Source organism: Caulobacter sp. GW821-FHT05F04, assembly GCF_059419665.1.
On the sequence record NZ_JBWKSF010000008.1, the window covers coordinates 89,828 to 108,562 of the forward strand.

An 18,735-nucleotide genomic window follows, 5' to 3' on the forward strand; every position below is an offset into this window, starting at 1 on the left:
ACCAAGGCCGCGCTCAAGCCCTCGCGTTCTCCGACCCAAAAGGCGGCCAAGCCTCAGGGCGCCCCTTCCAACCTGGATGCACAAGCTCCCGCTCCACGTCACCTTTCTCGATGCCTTCGCCCCCACTCGCGTGAAAGCAGCATCTCCGCTATCCTAGATAGAGTAGCTATAGCTTTCGGGTTGGCATTTTGGCCGAGTCCGTGCGTCACGCCTTGATGGATGGTCGGGTGCAGGTTTACCGGCGCGCCGGCAGCCCCCATTGGCAATGCTCATGCTCAATCGCCGGCCGCCAGCGGCGCAAGACCACAGGCGAAGACAGTCTGGCGCGCGCCAAAGACGTCGCCTTGGATTGGTACCTGGGCCTTCTTGGCAAGTACCGCGCCAGCGACATCAAGGCGGGCAAGACCTTTGCCGAGGCCGCGGACCGCTTCATCGACGAGTTCGAAGTCATCACGCGCGGAGAGCGCAGCCCGATCTATGTTCAAGGCCACCGCGCCAGGATCGCCAACCATCTAGGGCCGTTCTTCGGCGCAACCGTCCTTGGCGATATCACCGCCGGCATGGTCCAGGACTATCGCATCCATCGCATGCGCGAACTACGCGACGGCAAGCCCCCTTCGCCAAGCACCCTGCACCAGGAAATCGTCTGCCTGCGCCAGATCTTAAAGGCCGCAAACCGCCGTCGCTGGCTGGACAGCCTTCCAGATCTCTCCACGCCCTTCCGGCGCTCGACCAAGGTCTCCCATCGCGCCTGGCTGTCGCCGGACGACTACAAGCGCCTCTATACCGAGACGCGCGAACGGGCCCGGCGTAAAGACGCCTCTCCTGGCGACAAGGATCTCCACGACTATGTGCTCTTCATGGTCAACACCGGCCTTCGCCCCGACGAGGCGGCGGGGCTCGAATACCGGGATGTAACGATCGCAAGCGATCAAGGCAGCGGCCAAATTCTTGAGATCAAGGTTCGTGGCAAACGCGGCGTCGGGTGGTGCAAAAGCATGCCCAATGCCGTCGTTCCGTTTCAGCGCCTTCAGGCTCGTCACAGCGGCGCACCGTCAGATCGCCTCTTTCCAACCTCGCAACGCGATCGGCTCAACGCCGTTCTGAACGCCCTCGACCTGAAGTTCGACCGCGAGGGACGGCGTCGCACGGCCTATAGCCTTCGCCACACCTACATCAGCTTGCGCCTGATCGAAGGCGCGGACATCTACCAGATCGCCAAGAACTGCCGCACGAGCGTCGAGATGATCGAGACGTTTTACGCGGCCCACATCAAGGATGTCATCGACGCTGGCGCGGTCAACGTCCGCAAAGTCCGTCGACAGGCCAGCGGCTCCACGAAGCCCACCGCCGGCGCCACGCGAAAGGCTCGACGCCCCGCGGCCGGCCGACTATAGCTCGCGTTGGTTTTAAGCGGGCGTGGCGGAACTGGTAGACGCAACGGACTTAAGCCAAGGATTGAGTGCGCTTGGGGAAACCCAGGACGTAGAACCGCTCAAATTCGGGGAACCCTGTGAAATGGCGATCCCGAGCCAAGCCCCTTTGGGGAAGGTGTAGAGACTAGACGGGCGGCGCCTAAACCTCGGTCGAGGCATGGCGAAGGGATAGTCCAGACCACGAACGCGGCCTCGCCGCGGCGGCGAAAGCCGAAGTGGTATGAAAATCCGTCAGCCGAAAGGCTATGCCGGTTCGATTCCGGCCGCCCGCACCAATCTCTGTAATCGCCAAAATCTCGCGGCGGCCCCATCTGCCCCACCTCTCCGAGCCAGATCTTACGCTCGGCATCCGCTATGGCCGCTACACCGCGGCGGCGGCTCAGTCACGATCTGGGCGCTTCAGGAGGTCGGCCGGTTCGACACGCAGCGCCAGGGCCAGCCGCTCGATATTGTCTAGCGAGAGGTTGCGCTCGGCGCGTTCGATCGACCCGACATAAGTGCGGTGCAACTCAGCGCGCTCAGCCAACTCTTCCTGGCTTTGCTGTGCTTCCCGCCGAAGACGCCGCACGTTGTCAGCCACCACGCGGCGCAGGTCGGAAGGAGGCGCTTTCATAGCGCCAAATCAGACGCCTGATGACTATGAGTCGACAGACGATAAGTAGCATTGTAAATGATGACGATGAGTAGCACTTGGGAGTGACACAAGCGTGGCAATGGGTGGTGTGAACGAAGCTGGACGTCAGGGGTGCGGTGGAGCCGAGCACGCGAACCAAACAACCGACGACGGACGATGTTGGCGCGGGGCCTTGGCGCCTACGACTGGAAACGGGCGCGAGAAAACCTTCTCAAGCGCCCTTAAATCGGCGATCCGAGCAGGTGGCGAAACGTGCTACCAGCTCTACGGCGCGCTGCGGGCTGCGGGTTACAAGGTGCCGTATACGAGCCTCTATGCTTGGCGCCGAGGCGACGACCACCCGCGCCACGTGGAGAGCATTCGAGCGCTCAAGTTCATCGAGCGCCGCTACGGCCTTCATGCCGGCGAACTCAAGGGCCTCATCCCTCATCAAGCCAGGGCCTACGCTGGCCATAAACCGACCGGGCTGACGGTGAATGAGCGCAGGCGCCTTGCTTGGCATTTGCCAGAAGACTTCAACGACCGGCCGCTCGAGCAGCAGGCCGAGATTATAGGCTGGGCGCGCTCGGTGATCCTGACCGGCTCCACGGCGTACCGCCGCTACCAGAGCGCCTCCCAGAAACGTCCTTTTGCGATTGGGTTCTCAGAAGAGGCGCTAGACACCTCCGCACCCTATCGGCAGCCCGGCGAACGAAAACGAAGCTTGGCCAAAGCCGCTCACTTTCACCGCGTCCCAGCGCCGCCCATTCTCGATCAGGAATTAGCCAGCCTGCTCCGCTTCAAGGCCGCCAAGATCACGCCGCTCGGGTTTCGGCGCGTTGGCGTGTGGGGAGCCCAGACCCGTCAGCAGAAGGCGGCGCACCTGGGCCTTCTGTTTGGCGCCTTGTCAGCTTCGGCGAGTGGCCCGATCGCAGGCCTTGGCGTTCCGCAGGCCCATTTGACCGTCGCCCTGCTCGCCTTTCCGAAGATTTGGAATTGGTACATCGAATGGCGCCTACAACGCCGCGGCTTTCACACGCGCTGGGAGTCGGACATGCTCTGTCTGGCAGTCTCGCTTCTACGCCGAGAAACAGGCTGGCTGCGGCAATCGCCGCAGCTCTCTCAACACCTGCTACCCATACCGGGCATCCTGACCGATGAAGAGATCACCAGCGCGCAGCGCGACTGGCAGGGCGCATGTGACGTTGGCTACAGTTACGCCAGCGCCTGGCGCAAGGACATCAAGCGCGTAGCGCGAGTGCATCGCGACACGTTCGAGCCGATTTTACCCGTATTGGAAGCCGAAAGTCCGGTTGGGGTCTACAACATGATCGCCGAGGAAATCGATCGGCGCACGCCAGACTCGCGACAATACCCCCTCGCAGCGGCCGAAGCGGTTCGAAGCCTGTTGATGATACGGCTTGGACTTCACACGGGACTGAGGCAGCGGAACCTTCGCGAGCTGGGCGTTCGCCAGCGGGACGAGGCGCCAACACCGCTCCGCACGCTAGAGGCCTTGCAGCGAGGCGAATTGCATTGGGACGTAGTGCGACAGGGATGGATGATCACGATCCCGGCTGCCGCATTCAAAAATGCCGCCTCCTCCTATTTTTCGGACCAACCGTACAAACTGTTACTACCCGACGTTGGAAATCTCTATGGCCGGATCGAGGCGTACCTTCGGACACACCGGGCCGTGCTCCTGTTCAACGCACAGGACCCAGGCACCTTCTTTGTAAAGACCGCCCGGTACCCACACCTAAGGCACGCCAGCTATTGCCAGACCTCGTTTTATGAAGCGTGGCGCCACACCATCGAGCGCTATGGGGTGTACAATCCTTACACCGGCCGCGGCGCCATAAGAGGGCTCTTGCCTCACGACCCACATAACGTCCGCGACGTACTGGCGACCCATGTTCTGAAGCGCACCGGTTCGTATGAGCAGGCTGGCTACGCGATCCAGGACACAGCCGAAGCCGTCGCGCGCTACTACGCGCGCTTCTTGCCGAACGACAAGGCCGCCATTGCCGCGCGGATCCTTGACGAGGTGTGGGAAGCAGCCTGATGCGTTTAAGTGATCACCATTTGCTTCAGGGCACATCGCGACATACCTTCGCGCCCCTCTCGTCACCCCACCGACGAGCACCTAGCCGGCGGCGTTCAGTGAGTGCTGCCGGCCTTCTCCCCGCTTTCGCCACCTTGGAACAGGCTCTAATGCCACGCCGATGGCGATGCGAGGCCTATGCCCGCGCTGAACCGCATTTGACAGTTGCGAGCGCATGGAGGCTCCTGTATCGAACGCCCTCCCCCGCCGACGTGATTTGCGTCGACGCCCGGATGGCCCGGTGGCGGAGTGGTGACGCAGCGGACTGCAAATCCGTGCACCCCGGTTCGATTCCGGGCCGGGCCTCCACCATTTTTCAAGCACTTAGCTTTTTTGGCCATCGACCAGTTTGTGGGTCGGTTAGCGGAATTCGTTCTCGGCTCAGCCTTGGGCGAGTCGCTACTCGTCCGCCTGCCCGTCGCTTAGGCGATGGCATCGTGACTGGATCCAGTCGCCCGGACACTGACCTGCCTCTGAACTTTCACCCAGTGGCGACTAGAGTCTCCAGGTTGGTTACGCCGTCAGGCGCGGTGGAAGCAACAGGCCGGCGCGCGGAGCTTAGCGACGGCGCAGCGGGACGGCCTGTTGCGATCAGGTGCGCGGCATAGGCCGCGGGGGTCTGGTAGCCGATCGACGAGTGGGGACGGCGGGTGTTGTAGTCGAAGGTCCAGGCGGCCAGCTTCTGGCGAGCGTGCTCGAGGCTGAAGAACAGGGTCTCGTTCAGCAGTTCGTCGCGCATGCGGCCGTTAAAGCTCTCGACAAAGCCGTTCTGGGTCAGCTTGCCGGGCGCGATGTAATGCCAAGCGATGCGCTGGTCCTCGGACCAGGCCAGGACCGCCGTGGAGGTGAACTCCGTGCCGTTGTCGCTGACGATCATGCCCGGGCGCCCACGCCGGCGAACCAGGGCCGTCAGCTCGCGGGCCACGCGCCGGCCCGACAGCGAGGTGTCGGCGATCGCCGCCAGACATTCGCGCGTGACGTCGTCGACCACGTTGAGGATGCGAAACCGCCGCCCGCCGGCCAGCTGGTCGTGCACGAAGTCCAGCGACCAGCGCGCATTGGCCTTGGCCTCGACCAGGATCGGCGCGCGGGCCCCGATGGCGCGGCGACGCGAACGGCGCTTGCGCACCGCCAGGCCTTCCTCGCGATAGAGCCGATAGATCCGGTTCCTGCCCGAAGGCTCGCCCTCCCGCCGCAGCAGCACGAACAGCCGTCGATAGCCGAACCGCCGACGCTCGGCGGCCAGGCCGCGCAGACGCTCGCGCAGTTCGGTGTCCGGCGCGCGCCGGGACCGGTAGCGGACCATTTTGCGATCGGCCTGAACCACGACGCAGGCCCGCCGCTGGCTCATTCCCAGGGCGCTCTGGAGATGGGCCACGCCCTCGCGCCGGGCGGCGGGCCCTACCATTTTTTTGACAGCAGCTCCTGGAGCGCCGCCTTGTCCAGCATGGCGTCGGCCAGCAGCCGCTTGAGCTTGGCGTTCTCGTCCTCCAGCGTCCGCAGCCGCTGGGCCTCCGACACGCTCATCCCGCCGAACTTGGCCTTCCACGCGTAGATCGTGCCTTCCGAAACCCCATGCTTGCGGGCCAGCTCGCCCGCCTTGGCCCCAGCCTCGTTCTCCCGAAGGATCCCGATGATCTGCTCTTCGGTAAATCTCGCTCGCTTCATGTCCGTCCTCTCAAGGTTCGGACTCTAGCGCCGCGTGGAGGAAATTCTCAGGGGCAGGTCAGAGCGAACTCGCCTCTTCACAGCAACACTAGTCATCGATAACTGGCCGATCGGGTTAGCGAGCGACTTAGAGTGCAAGAATTCCCAGGACGAGACGAACCACAAAAGGGTCATGACCTTACTAGACCAGAATATATCAATGAACAGTGCCGTGATGACCATGCACAGCACTGTAGCCCAGGTAAGAGTTTCTCGATTAAACCTCATCAAACTCAAAACGAATCCAACGAAGCAGGCACCACCAATCAGCCCACTCTCTCCAACTAAGCGAACCACGTTGCTATCCACACCTTGACCAAAATATCCAGGGGAGTACCCGATCAAGACTTGAACGATGTTCTCCGACCATGTCTTCAGGATAAACGACCATCGATACGCGCGAATGCTGAAACTTAGATCTCCACGGCGCGCTTGCAAAATACTGACATAGTCACTTCCATCTCTATCAAGGTATCCCGCGCCTACTAGGAATTCGCGCCGACTCTCAAACGTCGGCGCAGCGCCCCACATGAATTCCAGATTCTGAATCATTTCCGCTGGCTTCTGCGTTTCCGAGAAACGCGTGTCCGCCAGAAGAGGCTGAACCAAGGGCAGCGCCGCAAGCATAGAGACTCCCGCGATAAAAGCGGGCAGGATCAATCTAGGTCTCGCAGCCAACGCCGCCGCCACGGCACCAAGAAGTGTGACGCGCGCCTGTGTAAGCAGCATCAGAATCATTAGGCTGCCCTTAAGGAAGATATTGCGCGCAGCAAACCCTAGAGCAACGAGTAGAACCGACGACTCAAATGGCCCCGAGGTGTTGATAGATAGCCTGCCAGTAGCAGCGCTAAATTTTCCTACTTTTGGTATGAGGCCCGCGAACTCAAGAGCTCCCCACATGGAAAGCACAATTCCAATAATCTGAAGGTGTTTTGAAACGTCTTCCCTCTTGACTGTCGGCGCGATCGACAGCGCCATCATTCCCCAGGAGCAGTACTGAGCCTGACGAAGAATATAGAAAATTCCTCCAACACCAGCATCTCTAAAATTGACCACGAAAGACAATATTGAGATCGCCAAGTAGGCAAAGAACCATTTAAAATGAACTGGGTATCTAACTCCAGGTGAACGCTGCCGGTTCCCCCCGAAAGAAATCAGCGCGAAGAGCCAAATAAAATCCTCCGCACGAAGTGCACTACCACCAAATCCGATCAAGTCGACCTTTGGCGCAAGCATAAATAGCGTAAAAAGGTATAGAATATTCATACGACGAAGGCCTATCGCACCGCCCAATTTTCTGTAACGAGCGCGTTACAGATTTGAGCGTGACCAAAATTTTCTATTCAAAGAAATGTGAGGCAGAATACGCTTTGGTATCCTGGAGAAATTTTTACCGAGTTTGTAGCCGATGTATTTCACCGCCGTCCTAACTACTGCAACTGGGATTAATATTGGGGACGCTTTCGAAAGATATCGCACCTCGGATGCAACGAAAGCGAGACCTTCTTTGCCAGTTCCGGATCCACCAACACTCATCTCACTCGCAGAAGCATGAAGCACGCCCACATCGAATGATCGGCGAAACTCTTCAGCTATACTATAAGTGTGCGAGTGGAAAACCTTAGCGTTCGCCTCATAGCGCTTCGACCATCCCGCTTGCATAAGCCGAATGGAAACAATTGCGTCTTCTCCGAAGATGCAATTCAGTGGCATCCCTCCCACCGCCCGCAAGGCTTCCAGTCGATAGGCGGAAAACGAATTTGAACAGAAACCGGCGCGTACTCCGCGAGAAACTAAGCTCGCCTGATCATCAACTCTACCCTGCTCAGGATAGTTGAATAGGCGAGCATGAGCCTCAATCGGGCCGCTCCCCTCTCTAGGCAGCTGCCGACCGTAGGCGACCCCTACTTGAGCGTCATCAAAGACCTGCAAAATGCGCTCGAAGGCGTAGGCATCGGCCGGAATTGCGTCCTGAGTTAGGAGTAGGGCAAAATCACAGTCCGCCAATTGGGAAATCCCAAACTGCCGCGTGCCGCCATGATCGAACTCAGAGCGGTCAATAGAGATCAACTCGAAACCAGCGTCGCGATAGACTTGATCTGAGCCGTCGGTGCTGGACGAGTCGATCACAATGATCCTGCTGGGCTTCACCGATTGGGCGTGGATCGCCTCGACCTGGCGCTGGACCCAGGGCATCGCATTGAGGACAGGGATGATGACGCCGAACTTCATTCTGGATCCTAGAGCGTTCTGAGCTTTAGCGTTTTGATGACAGGCGCAAGCGCTGCGCCTAATGCGCGATGACCGACCAGATTCAAATGGTTCGGATCTGCCATGAAATTGGACTTCGTGAAGCCGCTCTCGACGCTCCGTGGCGAACCCAGCGCCTGGATCGGGTCAAGGTAAGCGACGTTGAACCGCCCGGCCAGGGCCTCGAGCCTCTTGTTCAGCCTGCGCCGGGCTCGCATGACATGGAAGTCGGCATCCGGAAACGTGCCGAGAATGACAAATTGCGCGGCGGGAAACTTCACCTGCATCGACATCAGGGCGTTTTCGACGCCTTTCGCTAGCGCTTCGACGTCAACGTGTCGCTGCCTCCGTGCCCACTTCAGAAACAGCGGCCCAGTTTTCAGCACGGCCTTCAGGAACGGGAGGATCATCGACGCTCGCTCCTCAGCGGAAGGAAGTCCGTCCTCCCTCATACTGAGGGTCCGTGAAGATGGTATGGCCGCCGACAGCGACCGGCCTGTCTCGTAGTTGCCCAATTGAATTATAACGACGTCGGGATCGGCTCCCTCGGCGATCATCCGCGCGACTTCGCCTGCGCGCGAAATCGGCACCGGCTTCGAGACGATGTAGCTTACGCTCGAGCGGCCAGCCTCTTCGAAGGCGGTCCGCAGGAACGAGCGCTCCTCGCCAACGATGTACCCCGTTAGATGGCACCCCCCGATCGCCAGAACCTGGTCGGGAGCATCCGATGAAACCTCATACATGACACTTCTCCCAGACTACGCCCTGCCCCTTACAACGGCAGGAACCCCGAACGCCTTAGAGTTCGAGGGCACACTTCGGGTCACGACGGCACCCGCCCCAATGACGGCCTTATCCCCAATTGTCACACCATCGAGTATTGTAACATTATTCCCAATCCAGCAGTCCGCCCCGATCGTGATCCCACGACGCTGGACAGCGCCAGTATTGTAACTTCCAGTCTCGCCCGGCTCATGACTCTCGGCAGACAAGGTCAATCCCGCGCCGACTTGAGTGCCCTCCCCGATCGAGATCGGGCCTCCGACCCCGAGCACTGCTTTAGGGCCGATATAGGCCCGCGGGCCGATCTTCAGCCCGACCCCTTTTTCATTCAATCCACTTCTGCACTGCAGCCAGAGACCTTCGCGCAACGTCACGCCGGACGCGATATTGACACCTTCGACCGACGAGCAGTCCAGGTAGGAGCCGGCGCCGATCGACACGCCGCTGCCGAGCTTCAGCGCGCCACTGGCCAAAATCCTCACGCCGCCGCCGAGGAACAGACCGTTCGGCTTGCGGCCATGGAACACGCTCCAGAGCAAGCCGCGAACGAACGCCACCCCGCCCTTCTCGAGCGCATAAGCGATCTTCTCCGGCTCCAGATTAACGCGGCGCCCAGCGAAAGTAATGTACGGCATGAGCAGTACCCGGCCTTGACCCTAGAATATCTTAACGCAAGCCCAAATGGAGCAGACAATACCGCCTGCAATCAGAATCCAACTGGTTCTCTTATACGGCGTATAGAAAGCCGTAGCTATACCCAGAATGAGTGTTTCTGCAATCATTCGCGCGGACCATGCATAGACTAGCCCCGAAACGCTCAACCTTTGCACACTGAGGAAGATGCACAAACAGTAGGGAATAAGCAAAAATCCCTGCACCATCGCAGGTAAATGCGGATGGCCCGAAGTCAGCAAATACATAGCCGCCATGTACGCAAAGGATGTACTGGCGATGCCTAGGAGCAGCACTTCAGCGTACTCGCCCATGTGGCCCCCGTTGGTGCTCGGCATCCACGTCGTGAAGGCGGTGTTGATGAACAAGCTCAGCGCCAGGCACATCGCGCAGAAAGCCACGCTGAGCATCAGCCCCAATTGGTGAATGGACTTGGAGACCTTCACCCGGCTGGACGCATCGTAGGTCGGGCTCAGCACCCGGACGATGATCGCCGGCCCGACGGTCAGCTTGCTCAGCAGGTCGAAGGGCACCGAATAGGCCGCCAGGCTCGCCAGCGGTATCCTCGTTGGCGCATAGAGCTTGTCGCCGAAGCCGTTCGCAGCCGCGATGACGCTGGACGTCATCACCCAGAAGCCGAATTTCAGCAGCTTCTTGATTTCGGAGAACAGCTCGGTGAAGCCGCCGACGAACAGCATCTTCAGCGGCATCGCCATCATGATCGACACGATGAAGACGACCGTCCTAAGGACGATCAGCAGAAGCAGCGCCTCGCCTAGTGAGCCGTCGCTCAGGATCACGATCAGCGGGATGATGTAGGAGATCGTGTTGATCAGCGCCGACAGGCTTGCAGCCAACACCTGGCGGTTGGAGGCGTCCATGACGAAACGAACGCCCGAAAACACGATGGCCAGCGGCAGCGTTAGAGCCGCGCCCAGCATGATCCAGAGCGGTATCTGCAGGCTTGCGCTGGTCGGGGCCAGGAAAGCCGCGACGCATACGGCCAAGCCGACCACCAGCCCGAGTATGGCCTGCGCCGCAAATCCCGCCCTGATCGTCTGGAATGAATGCTCGTATCCGTCCTGGGCGACCCGTCGTCCTAGCGCCCGGCCGATGCCCACGTCGGCATTAGCCAGGAATCCGAGGAACATCCAGACAAACGACAGCGCGCCGAACGCGCTGGCGTCCAGGCGCTTTTCGATCGCTGGGATCGTAGCCAAGGCAACACCCGCTGGAAGCGCCACGCTGCAAGCGTAGGCCCCCATGCGCAGCAACAAAGCGCTGCGTCGCATCTATCCGCCCCCCCCGGGACTAGCTGCTATTCGTGAAATGGAGCCTATAAGCTCCCGAAGCTGCCCGATACTAACACTATATGCAGCTTCATGCACCGCGATGGGCGGATTGGTGCCCGCGCGAGCTCGACTTCGCCGGTTCTCGACTATCTTCGCGGCATTGTCGGCATGGTCCGCGGTGAGGAGATACTTCTCCGGTAAGATCTCCGGGATGCAGCCCACCGGGGTTGCATAGAAGTTGATCCCCATCGACATCGATTCATACATGACGAGAGGCTCCGCCTCGTCCACCAGCGAACTGGGCAAAACGAAATCGGTGATCGAGTCGAAGAAGCGCGCCTTGGCCTCGCCCGAAACCGGCCCGAGATAAGTCGCAGAGGGTTGAGCCGAGCAGTAGGCGGCGATCTCCTGGCGAAGGTCCTCGTCCTTCACGGGTCCCGCGATGATTAGACGGGCCTCGACGCCGCGCTCCAGCAGGATCTTGTGGATCTCCAGGACCTGGGGAACCCCCTTCTCGCGCGTTAGGACGCTCATGTGACCCAGTGTGATATCTCGCCGCGTCGCCTGCTCGTCCGCCGGACGCTCAGGCGGGCTCAGCCAGGCGTTCGAGACGGCGACCACGCTCACGCCGCGCCGGGCTCCGTAGAACTCTCGGAAGCGGGCCGCCATGTTCGGGCTCAGCAGGATGTGCGTCTGCCGCGCCCCGCCCAGGAACACCAGCAGTCGCATCCACCGCAGCGGTGTCTTGTAGACCGGCCGAAACGTGTGGTGATGGATGAAGATGTTGAAGCGCTTCCAGCGCATGGCCAGCATGACCAGCAGGAAGGGAATGACGCCCAGCTGGCCAGGCGGCGTCACGTAGGACACCTCGCCGAGCCGGCCGTTCCTCAGAATGTCGAGCGCGGCCTTCAGGCAGCTGCCGAGCTTGTCGGCGACCGATCCGGCGATCCGGTGCGGCCGGATCGTGAATTCCTCGGCGAAGCGCTCGACGATCGCGGCAGTGTACAGCGACTGCCCGTTGATCGGCGGCGGCAGCGGACCCACAACCCATAGGCGCTGTGCAGGCTGGGAGGTCATCAGGAGGCCAGCGCCTTTTTGTAGACGTCCATCGTCGCCTCGGCGACGGAGCGCCAGGTGTTGCCGGTCGCAAACGCGGCCGCCCGCGCGACCGTACCCGCCAGCCACGACTCCGCATCCAGGACGCGCGTGACCGCGGCCGCCATCTCCTGGGCGGACTGACAGTCGAACGTCTGGCGCTCGTCGAAGGCCAGCTCGGTGAGCGAGGTGTTCGCCGAGAACACAGCCGGTGTGTTCGAGCAGTAGGCCTCGATGACCGGGATGCCGTAGCCCTCGTACATCGACGGCAGGGCCAGGGTCGCCGCGCGGTCGATCAGCCACCACTTCTCGAGCTCGCTGACGGGTCCCAGATAGACGAGATCGGGTAGCAAGGTCCGCGCCTTCGCCAATTCCTCGGCCGCCAGGAAATTCTCTTTGCCGGCGACAACCAGCTTCAAACCCGGATGCGTCTTGCGGGCCAGGGCGACGGCCTCGGCTGCCACCGGGATGTTCTTACGCGGCTCGACATTGCCGACCATCAGGACGAATGGCCCGTCTCCGATCTCGGCGGCCATGCCCTCCCGCGGGCTCCAGTCGGCGGGAAAGCTCGGCCGGGTCGTCACGCCGCAGCCGATGACGTTCACCTTGCCGCCGTCGATGCCGGACAGCTCCAGGACCCTATCCCGGGTGAACTTCGACACGCAGATGATCTGCTTGGACTCCTTAGCCTGCCGGTAGAAGTTTCGCGACGATAGGATCCTGTTCGACAGGTTGAACAGCTCGGGTTTGTCCAGCGGTATGACGTCGTGGATGGTCGAAACTTTCGCCGCCCGCCCCGAGGAGCCGAGGCTGGCGAAATAGGTCTCGTGGACCACGTCCACGCGCGAGGAGACAAAGCCGCCGAAGACGCCCGGCGCGAACTCCAGTGCCGCGTTCTGGATCTTCCGGTTCGAACCCAGGAAGTTGAGGTGCTCCTTGCGGACGCTAGCGGCCAGTTCCGTCACCGGCCAGTGATCGAAGTCGCCTTGCACCAGGGCGCTGACCCGCGGGCTCGGCGCCGCCTCGAGCGCATTGATGAGCTCGATGCAGTACCGTGCCACGCCGCTGACGGGCGGGCGAACGGGGCGGGCGTCGACCAGGACGGAGAAGTCGTTCATGTTATCGGGCATAACCATTTCGCATTGGCGCTGGATTTCGAAGAACCAGTCACTCGGAATTCAGGACAGAGCGGCCCGCCGGGCCGCCGCCGTCAGACAAATGAACCGTTCGTCTCCTCGGCCCAGCGGGCGATGCCTCGGTCGAAAGCCCCTTCCGTCAGCACTCCGTTCGCGACCGCCCAGACGGGATAGACGAACGTGGAACGGACAAGCTTCTCGACGCGCTCGGGATGGATCCCGCCCACGCCGCCGACAAGCTTCACCGCCGACGCCGCGAAGTTCACCGCGGGCTTGGGAACGTCTAGGAGCTTGGCCTTTGGGAAGTGCGCCGCCCGCAACTTAAGGACGATCTCCTCGATCGTCGGGCATTCGGGGTACGCCCCGTTCGCAACGATCACGCTCTCGAGCCGGTCTTGTGACATCAAGGCGTCGAAGATGGAGATCAGGTCCCGCACGTGGATGCACGACTTGATGGTATCGCGGCGCCCCGGAAAGACGAAGAAGCCCTTCTTGAGCAGCGAGGCCATGCGTGTGAAGTTTCCGCCCTCGCCCGCGCCGAAGACGACCGCCGGCCGCGCGATCCGCAGCCTGCGGGCGGGGGCGCGCTGGGCCCAGCCCGTGTGGATCAGCTCGGCCAGCCTTTTGGAGCGGCCGTAGGACGAGGCTGGCGCCAGAACGCTATCCTCGACCTTGCGGTCCTCGGACGGCCCGTAGACCGAGATTGAGCTCGTGAAGAGGATGTCCTGCACGTCGTGGGCCGTCGCGAACTCGCAGACCGAAAGCGCACCCTCGACATTGACGTCGTAGTATTCGTTCTCGGGATGGCCCGGGGTCGTGTGGATCGCCGCCAAATTGTAGATGGCGCCGACGCCGTCGGTGTCCAACTGGTGCAGGTTACGGACGTCCAGCGTCACGTGGCGCACGCCAGCGATCACCTCGCGCGGCGGACGGATGTCCACCGACACCACCCGCGCGCTGCGGCTGGTGAGCAGCCGGGCCAGATGAGTGCCGATGAACCCGGACCCGCCCGTAATCAGGACCTCCTTGGCCTGATCGACAGCAGCCTCGGCCATCAGCTCCGCTCCATGACGGAACGCAGGTATCGGCCGTAGTCGCTCTTGCCGTAGGCTGCGACTAGGTCCTCGAGCGCCGTCGCCGAGATGTAGCCGCTCTTGAACGCGATTTCCTCGGGGCAGGCGATCTTGAAGCCCTGGCGCTTTTCCAGAGTGCGCACGAACTCGGCAGCCTCCAGAAGGCTGTCCGGCGTACCGGTGTCGAGCCAGGCATAACCACGCCCCATGATCTCGACCGACAACTTGCTGGCCTCGAGATAGGCGCGGTTGACGTCGGTGATCTCCAGTTCGCCTCGCGCAGACGGCTTGAGGTTCTTGGCGATCTCGGTGACGTCGGCATCATAGAAATAGAGCCCAGTGACCGCCCAGTTGGACTTGGGCGACGCCGGCTTCTCCTCGATCGACACCGCCTTCATGCCGCGATCGAACTCGACCACGCCGTACCGTTCGGGATCGTTGACGTGATAGGCGAACACCGTCGCGCCGGCCGGCCGGCCGATCGCGCTGGTGAACAGGTCCGTGATGCCGTGGCCGTAATAGATGTTGTCGCCCAGGATCAGCGCCGACGGACTGTTCCCCACGAACTCCGCGCCGATGATGTAAGCCTGGGCCAGGCCGTCAGGGCTGGGCTGAACCGCGTACTGGATCTCCATCCCCCACTGCGAGCCGTCGCCCAGCAGCGCCTCGAAGCTCGGCACATCGCGCGGCGTGGAGATGATCAGCACCTCGCGGATGCCGGCCAGCATCAGGGTCGATAGCGGATAATAGATCATCGGCTTGTCGTAGACTGGCATCAATTGCTTGGACGTCACCAAGGTCATGGGATGTAGGCGCGTGCCGGAGCCGCCGGCTAGAATGATGCCCCTCATGCGCGGGCTCCTTCCGAGTGCAGTTCGGTGATGATGTCGGCCACGGCAAGCTGCCAGGCGCGGGGCTGGACGCCGTAATCGGCGGTGAGCTTGGCCGTCGACAGCCGCGAGTTCTTCGGCCGCCGGGCTGGCGTCGGATACTGGGCGGACGGGATGCCCTCGACCTCGGCGAACGGGCCGCCGGCTTCGGCGCTGAGGCGGAAGACCTCCCGCGCCAGATCGGCCCAACTCGCCTCACCTGCATTGACGAAGTGATAGACCCCGGTCGGCGCCGCCTCGTCGGCGATCATCCGCAGGACGATAGCCTTCAGGGTTTCGGCGATGTCAGTCGCCGAGGTCGGGCAGCCGTGCTGATCAACCACGACGCGCAGCGCCGGACGATCGGCCGCGAGGCGCAGCATGGTCTTCAGGAAGTTGGCGCGGTGAGCGCTCAGCACCCAGGCTGTCCGCAGCACGACCGAGCGCGGATTACCCAAGCGCACCGCCATCTCGCCGGCCAGCTTCGAGGCGCCGTAGATGCCGATCGGTGCGACCGGGTCACTCTCGACATACGGCCCGTCTTTGTCGCCATTGTAGACGTAGTCAGTCGAGACCTGGACAAGCGGAATACCGCGCTCGCGCGTGACATCGGCCAGCAAGGCCGGCCCGCCCGCGTTCGCGGCAAAAGCGCCGGCCACTTCGGTCTCGGCCTTGTCGACAGCGGTCCAGGCGGCGCTGTTGATCACCGCCGCAAACGCGACCTTCGCGAACAGGGCCTGGATCGACGTCGCGCTGGTCAGATCCAACTCATCCCGTGCCGGCACGTGCAGCACGACCCCTGCGGGCCAGGCCGCGCGTTGCAGCTCGAGCCCGACCTGGCCAGCCCCGCCCGTGACGAGGATATGGATCGGATCAGCCATTCACGGCCACGCCGAGGCGCTGGGTGGCGTAGCGGCCATCCAGGATTTCCTGCCACCAGTCCTGGTTCTCCAGGTACCAGCGCACGGTCTGCTCGATGCCCTGCTCGAAGGTCACCGAGGGCTCCCAGCCGAGGTCGGCGCGGATCTTCGAGGCGTCGATGGCGTAGCGGTGATCGTGGCCCGGACGATCGGTCACGTAGGTGATCTGGTCGGCATACGCCTTGCCGTCGGAGCGCGGCTGCAGCGTGTCGAGGATGCCGCAGATGGCGCGGACGACCTCGATGTTCTTGCGCTCGGCATTGCCGCCGACATTGTAGGTCTCACCCGGCGCGCCGCGCTCGAACACCGCCTGCAGGGCGCGGGCGTGATCGTCGACGAATAGCCAGTCGCGCACATTTGAGCCGTCGCCGTAGACCGGTAGCTGCTCGCCGTTCAGCGCGCGGATGATGATCAGGGGCATCAGCTTCTCGGGGAAGTGATACGGGCCGTAGTTGTTCGAGCAGTTGGTGACCAGCACCGGCAGGCCGTAGGTATGGCCCCAGGCGCGCACCAAGTGGTCCGAACCGGCTTTCGACGCCGAATAGGGCGAGCGCGGATCATAGGCCGTCGTCTCGGTGAAGAAGCCGTCCTCGCCCAGCGACCCGAAGACCTCATCGGTCGAGATGTGGTGGAAGCGGAAAGCCGCCTTCCCCGCCTCGTCCAGGCCGCGCCAGTAGACCAGCGACTGGTTCAGCATCACGAAGGTGCCGACGACATTGGTCTGGATGAAGGCACCAGGGCCGTCGATCGAACGATCGACATGGCTCTCGGCGGCCAGGTGAGCGACGACGTCCGGCTTGAAGGCGGCCAGCGCCTTTGCCACCGCGTCGGCGTCGCAGATGTCGCCCTGCACAAACGAGTAGCGCGAGCTGGTCTGCGCCGGCGCGAGCGAGCTCAGGTTGCCGGCATAGGTCAGCTTGTCGAACACGAGGACTTCGTGATCGGAGTGTTCGATCAGGCGACGCACTAGGGCCGAGCCGATGAAACCGGCGCCACCGGTGGCGAGGATCCGCATGAATAGTCTCCCTTAGGCGCCGACGAGCGGTTCGAGCGGAACACCATCGTAGGTGAATGGGCTGTCGAACTGGGCCAGCGTCGGGAGGATTTTGTCCTTGTCCGAGAGCACGGCACCGCTTTCAGGCAACGGCCAGTCGATGCAGATCGTGGGGTCGCTCCAGACGATCCCGCCGTCACAGTCCGGCGCGTAGAAGTCGGACACCTTGTAGGCGACTTCCACGTCGGGTTCGAGGGTCATGAAGCCATGCGCGAAACCCACCGGAACATAAAGCTGCTCGCCGCCTTCCGCGGTCAGGCGGGCACCCGCCCACTGGCCGTAGGTCGGCGATCCCCTGCGGATGTCGACAGCGTAGTCCATGATCGCGCCGCGCACGCAGCGGACAAGCTTGGCCTGCGCGTGCGGCGGCTTCTGAAAGTGCAGCCCCCGGATCGTGCCGGAAGCGGCTGAAAAGGACTGGTTGTCCTGCACGAAGCGTACGTCGATGCCGGCGTCCTTCGCGCGTCGCTCGGAGAAGGTCTCGGAAAACCATCCACGTGCATCGCCAAAACGCGGTGCCTTGATCAGTACAACCGAATTCAATTGAGCCCCCACCAAAGTCTCCGCTCAAACAGGCGGGACAAAGAGTTCAAACATTGTTTATCCGAAGACCTTAAATCGGGTCTTGGGCATTTTATGAGTTAAAGATGACGCATCGACGTCACCCGATCAGATCACCGGGAGGACACCGCTACCACTAGCCGCTAGTAAGCGTTCTCAGCCATCAGAAGGTGCGGTACCGTCATCAGGAGAATCCTGATGTCGCCGCCGAGCGTCCAGCGCTCGATATACTCGTTGTCAGCGTCGATGCGGGCGGCCATGGCCTCTACCGCAGTCGTGCCGCCGCGCAGCCCCTTGATCTGGGCCAAGCCCGTCAGGCCCGGGCGCGCCCGGAAGCGCAGATGGTAGTTGTCGATCAGGGCGCCGTATTGCTCGTCGTGGGCCAGGGCGTGGGGGCGCGGGCCGACGATGGACATGTCGCCGCGCAGCACATTAATGAGCTGGGGAAGCTCGTCGATGCTGGTCTTGCGAATGATGCGACCAAGCGTGGTGATGCGGTCGTCATCGCGCTTCGCCTGAACCACCTTTGCTCCATTCTCCTGGCACCGCATCGAGCGGAACTTGAAGATCGTGAAGGCCTGACCGTTCAGCCCGCCACGCGATTGCCGGAACAACACCGGACCGGGCGATTCCAGTTTGATCAGAATGGCGACAAGGGCGAGGAGCGGCGCGAAGAACAGCAAAGCGCCGCCCGCGACCAGAATGTCCATCGCTCGCTTTAGCGGATCCTTGGCAACCGGCGACGCTTTCACGGCGCACGTTCGCTGATCCGCTGACGGATTAGTTGCAATTAGCACGTGGTCCCCACCAGTGTATATGTCCGGGTCTTTGCCCGATGATTTAACAAGCCTTTACTAAATCAGCGTTCCGCAAACAACCGCCCTCAGTGGTTGTTAACCAACCTTTCTTCGCGGCGCGGCGATTCCTGCGCGTTCAAGTGACATTCTCAGCCCTAATGACGGGCGCCCGGGTGAATAATGACGACTTCAGCACGCTAAATCATCGAGCAGCGGCGCCTCCGACTGTGACGGAATGCACACGGTGAACGCTGCCGCGCCTCGCTGAACCGTCATAAGCGTCGCAAGAATATGCGACAGGTCTTTGCGCCCCCGCTCTTGAATGTCCCCAATACTCGGTAAACGGGAGCAGGCGGATAGGGACTGCGCGCAT

General features: G+C 61.9%; 17 protein-coding genes and 1 tRNA gene. 3 read left to right on the forward strand and 15 right to left on the reverse strand.

Annotated elements, in window-relative coordinates; genetic code table 11:
- Window positions 1-188 precede the first annotated feature (188 nt).
- The gene (locus AC07R7_RS19795) at window positions 189-1,397 is read left to right on the forward strand and encodes a tyrosine-type recombinase/integrase (RefSeq protein ID WP_494636389.1); all 1,209 of its coding nucleotides are present in this window, start codon (window positions 189-191) and stop codon (window positions 1,395-1,397) included.
- 418 nt (window positions 1,398-1,815) lie between these two features.
- On the opposite strand, the gene AC07R7_RS19800 is transcribed toward AC07R7_RS19795, so the two are convergent.
- Window positions 1,816-2,049 (reverse strand): helix-turn-helix domain-containing protein, encoded by a 234-nt coding sequence (locus AC07R7_RS19800; protein WP_492840295.1) that lies wholly within the window; start codon window positions 2,047-2,049, stop codon window positions 1,816-1,818.
- Between the two features lie 193 nt (window positions 2,050-2,242).
- On the opposite strand from AC07R7_RS19800, the gene AC07R7_RS19805 reads away from it, so the two are divergent.
- Together AC07R7_RS19805 and AC07R7_RS19810 are read left to right on the forward strand one after the other, a co-directional pair.
- A complete protein-coding gene (locus AC07R7_RS19805) occupies window positions 2,243-4,114 on the forward strand; it encodes a hypothetical protein (protein ID WP_494636390.1) in 1,872 nt (623 codons plus the stop codon).
- A gap of 274 nt (window positions 4,115-4,388) precedes the next feature.
- A tRNA-Cys gene (locus tag AC07R7_RS19810) sits at window positions 4,389-4,462 on the forward strand.
- A gap of 172 nt (window positions 4,463-4,634) precedes the next feature.
- Here AC07R7_RS19810 and AC07R7_RS19815 read toward each other — a convergent pair.
- From AC07R7_RS19815 to AC07R7_RS19880, 14 genes are all read right to left on the reverse strand, one after another.
- Window positions 4,635-5,821, reverse strand: a protein-coding gene (locus AC07R7_RS19815; protein WP_494636391.1) for an IS3 family transposase whose coding sequence is annotated in 2 segments (ribosomal slippage) — window positions 4,635-5,560 and window positions 5,560-5,821 — 1,188 coding nt in all. Because the reading frame shifts where the segments join, the coding sequence is not laid out codon by codon here.
- A 24-nt stretch (window positions 5,822-5,845) separates the two neighbouring features.
- Window positions 5,846-7,126, reverse strand: coding sequence for a hypothetical protein (locus AC07R7_RS19820; RefSeq protein WP_494636392.1), 1,281 nt, complete (start codon window positions 7,124-7,126; stop codon window positions 5,846-5,848).
- Between the two features lie 45 nt (window positions 7,127-7,171).
- Window positions 7,172-8,092: a glycosyltransferase family 2 protein gene (locus tag AC07R7_RS19825; RefSeq protein WP_494636393.1), complete on the reverse strand. Its 921-nt coding sequence runs from the start codon at window positions 8,090-8,092 to the stop codon at window positions 7,172-7,174.
- 8 nt (window positions 8,093-8,100) lie between these two features.
- Complete coding sequence (locus tag AC07R7_RS19830; protein ID WP_494636394.1) at window positions 8,101-8,853, reverse strand: SGNH/GDSL hydrolase family protein; 753 nt, start codon at window positions 8,851-8,853, stop codon at window positions 8,101-8,103.
- Between the two features lie 15 nt (window positions 8,854-8,868).
- On the reverse strand, window positions 8,869-9,528 hold the full coding sequence (locus tag AC07R7_RS19835; RefSeq protein ID WP_494636395.1) for an acyltransferase: 660 nt from the start codon (window positions 9,526-9,528) through the stop codon (window positions 8,869-8,871).
- Window positions 9,529-9,549: 21 nt separating this feature from the next.
- Complete coding sequence (locus AC07R7_RS19840) at window positions 9,550-10,857, reverse strand: MATE family efflux transporter (protein ID WP_494636396.1); 1,308 nt, start codon at window positions 10,855-10,857, stop codon at window positions 9,550-9,552.
- Entirely contained in the window at window positions 10,858-11,934 is a 1,077-nt protein-coding gene (locus tag AC07R7_RS19845) for a glycosyltransferase family 4 protein (RefSeq protein WP_494636397.1), read from the reverse strand.
- Window positions 11,934-13,082: a glycosyltransferase family 4 protein gene (locus AC07R7_RS19850; RefSeq protein ID WP_494636398.1), complete on the reverse strand. Its 1,149-nt coding sequence runs from the start codon at window positions 13,080-13,082 to the stop codon at window positions 11,934-11,936. The genes AC07R7_RS19845 and AC07R7_RS19850 overlap by 1 nt, the downstream gene beginning before the upstream one ends.
- 80 nt (window positions 13,083-13,162) lie before the next feature.
- Complete coding sequence (locus tag AC07R7_RS19855; protein ID WP_494636399.1) at window positions 13,163-14,143, reverse strand: NAD-dependent epimerase/dehydratase family protein; 981 nt, start codon at window positions 14,141-14,143, stop codon at window positions 13,163-13,165.
- On the reverse strand, window positions 14,143-15,012 hold the full coding sequence (gene rfbA, locus AC07R7_RS19860; protein WP_494636400.1) for a glucose-1-phosphate thymidylyltransferase RfbA: 870 nt from the start codon (window positions 15,010-15,012) through the stop codon (window positions 14,143-14,145). Before rfbA ends, AC07R7_RS19855 begins: the two co-directional genes overlap by 1 nt.
- On the reverse strand, window positions 15,009-15,911 hold the full coding sequence (gene rfbD / locus AC07R7_RS19865; protein WP_494636401.1) for a dTDP-4-dehydrorhamnose reductase: 903 nt from the start codon (window positions 15,909-15,911) through the stop codon (window positions 15,009-15,011). Before rfbD ends, rfbA begins: the two co-directional genes overlap by 4 nt.
- A complete protein-coding gene (rfbB, locus tag AC07R7_RS19870; RefSeq protein WP_494636402.1) occupies window positions 15,904-16,965 on the reverse strand; it encodes a dTDP-glucose 4,6-dehydratase in 1,062 nt (353 codons plus the stop codon). The genes rfbD and rfbB overlap by 8 nt, the downstream gene beginning before the upstream one ends.
- A 12-nt stretch (window positions 16,966-16,977) precedes the next feature.
- Window positions 16,978-17,559, reverse strand: a complete 582-nt coding sequence (gene rfbC, locus AC07R7_RS19875; RefSeq protein WP_494636403.1) for a dTDP-4-dehydrorhamnose 3,5-epimerase — start codon at window positions 17,557-17,559, stop codon at window positions 16,978-16,980.
- 149 nt (window positions 17,560-17,708) lie between these two features.
- On the reverse strand, window positions 17,709-18,362 hold the full coding sequence (locus tag AC07R7_RS19880) for an exopolysaccharide biosynthesis polyprenyl glycosylphosphotransferase (RefSeq protein WP_494636404.1): 654 nt from the start codon (window positions 18,360-18,362) through the stop codon (window positions 17,709-17,711).
- Window positions 18,363-18,735 lie beyond the last annotated feature (373 nt).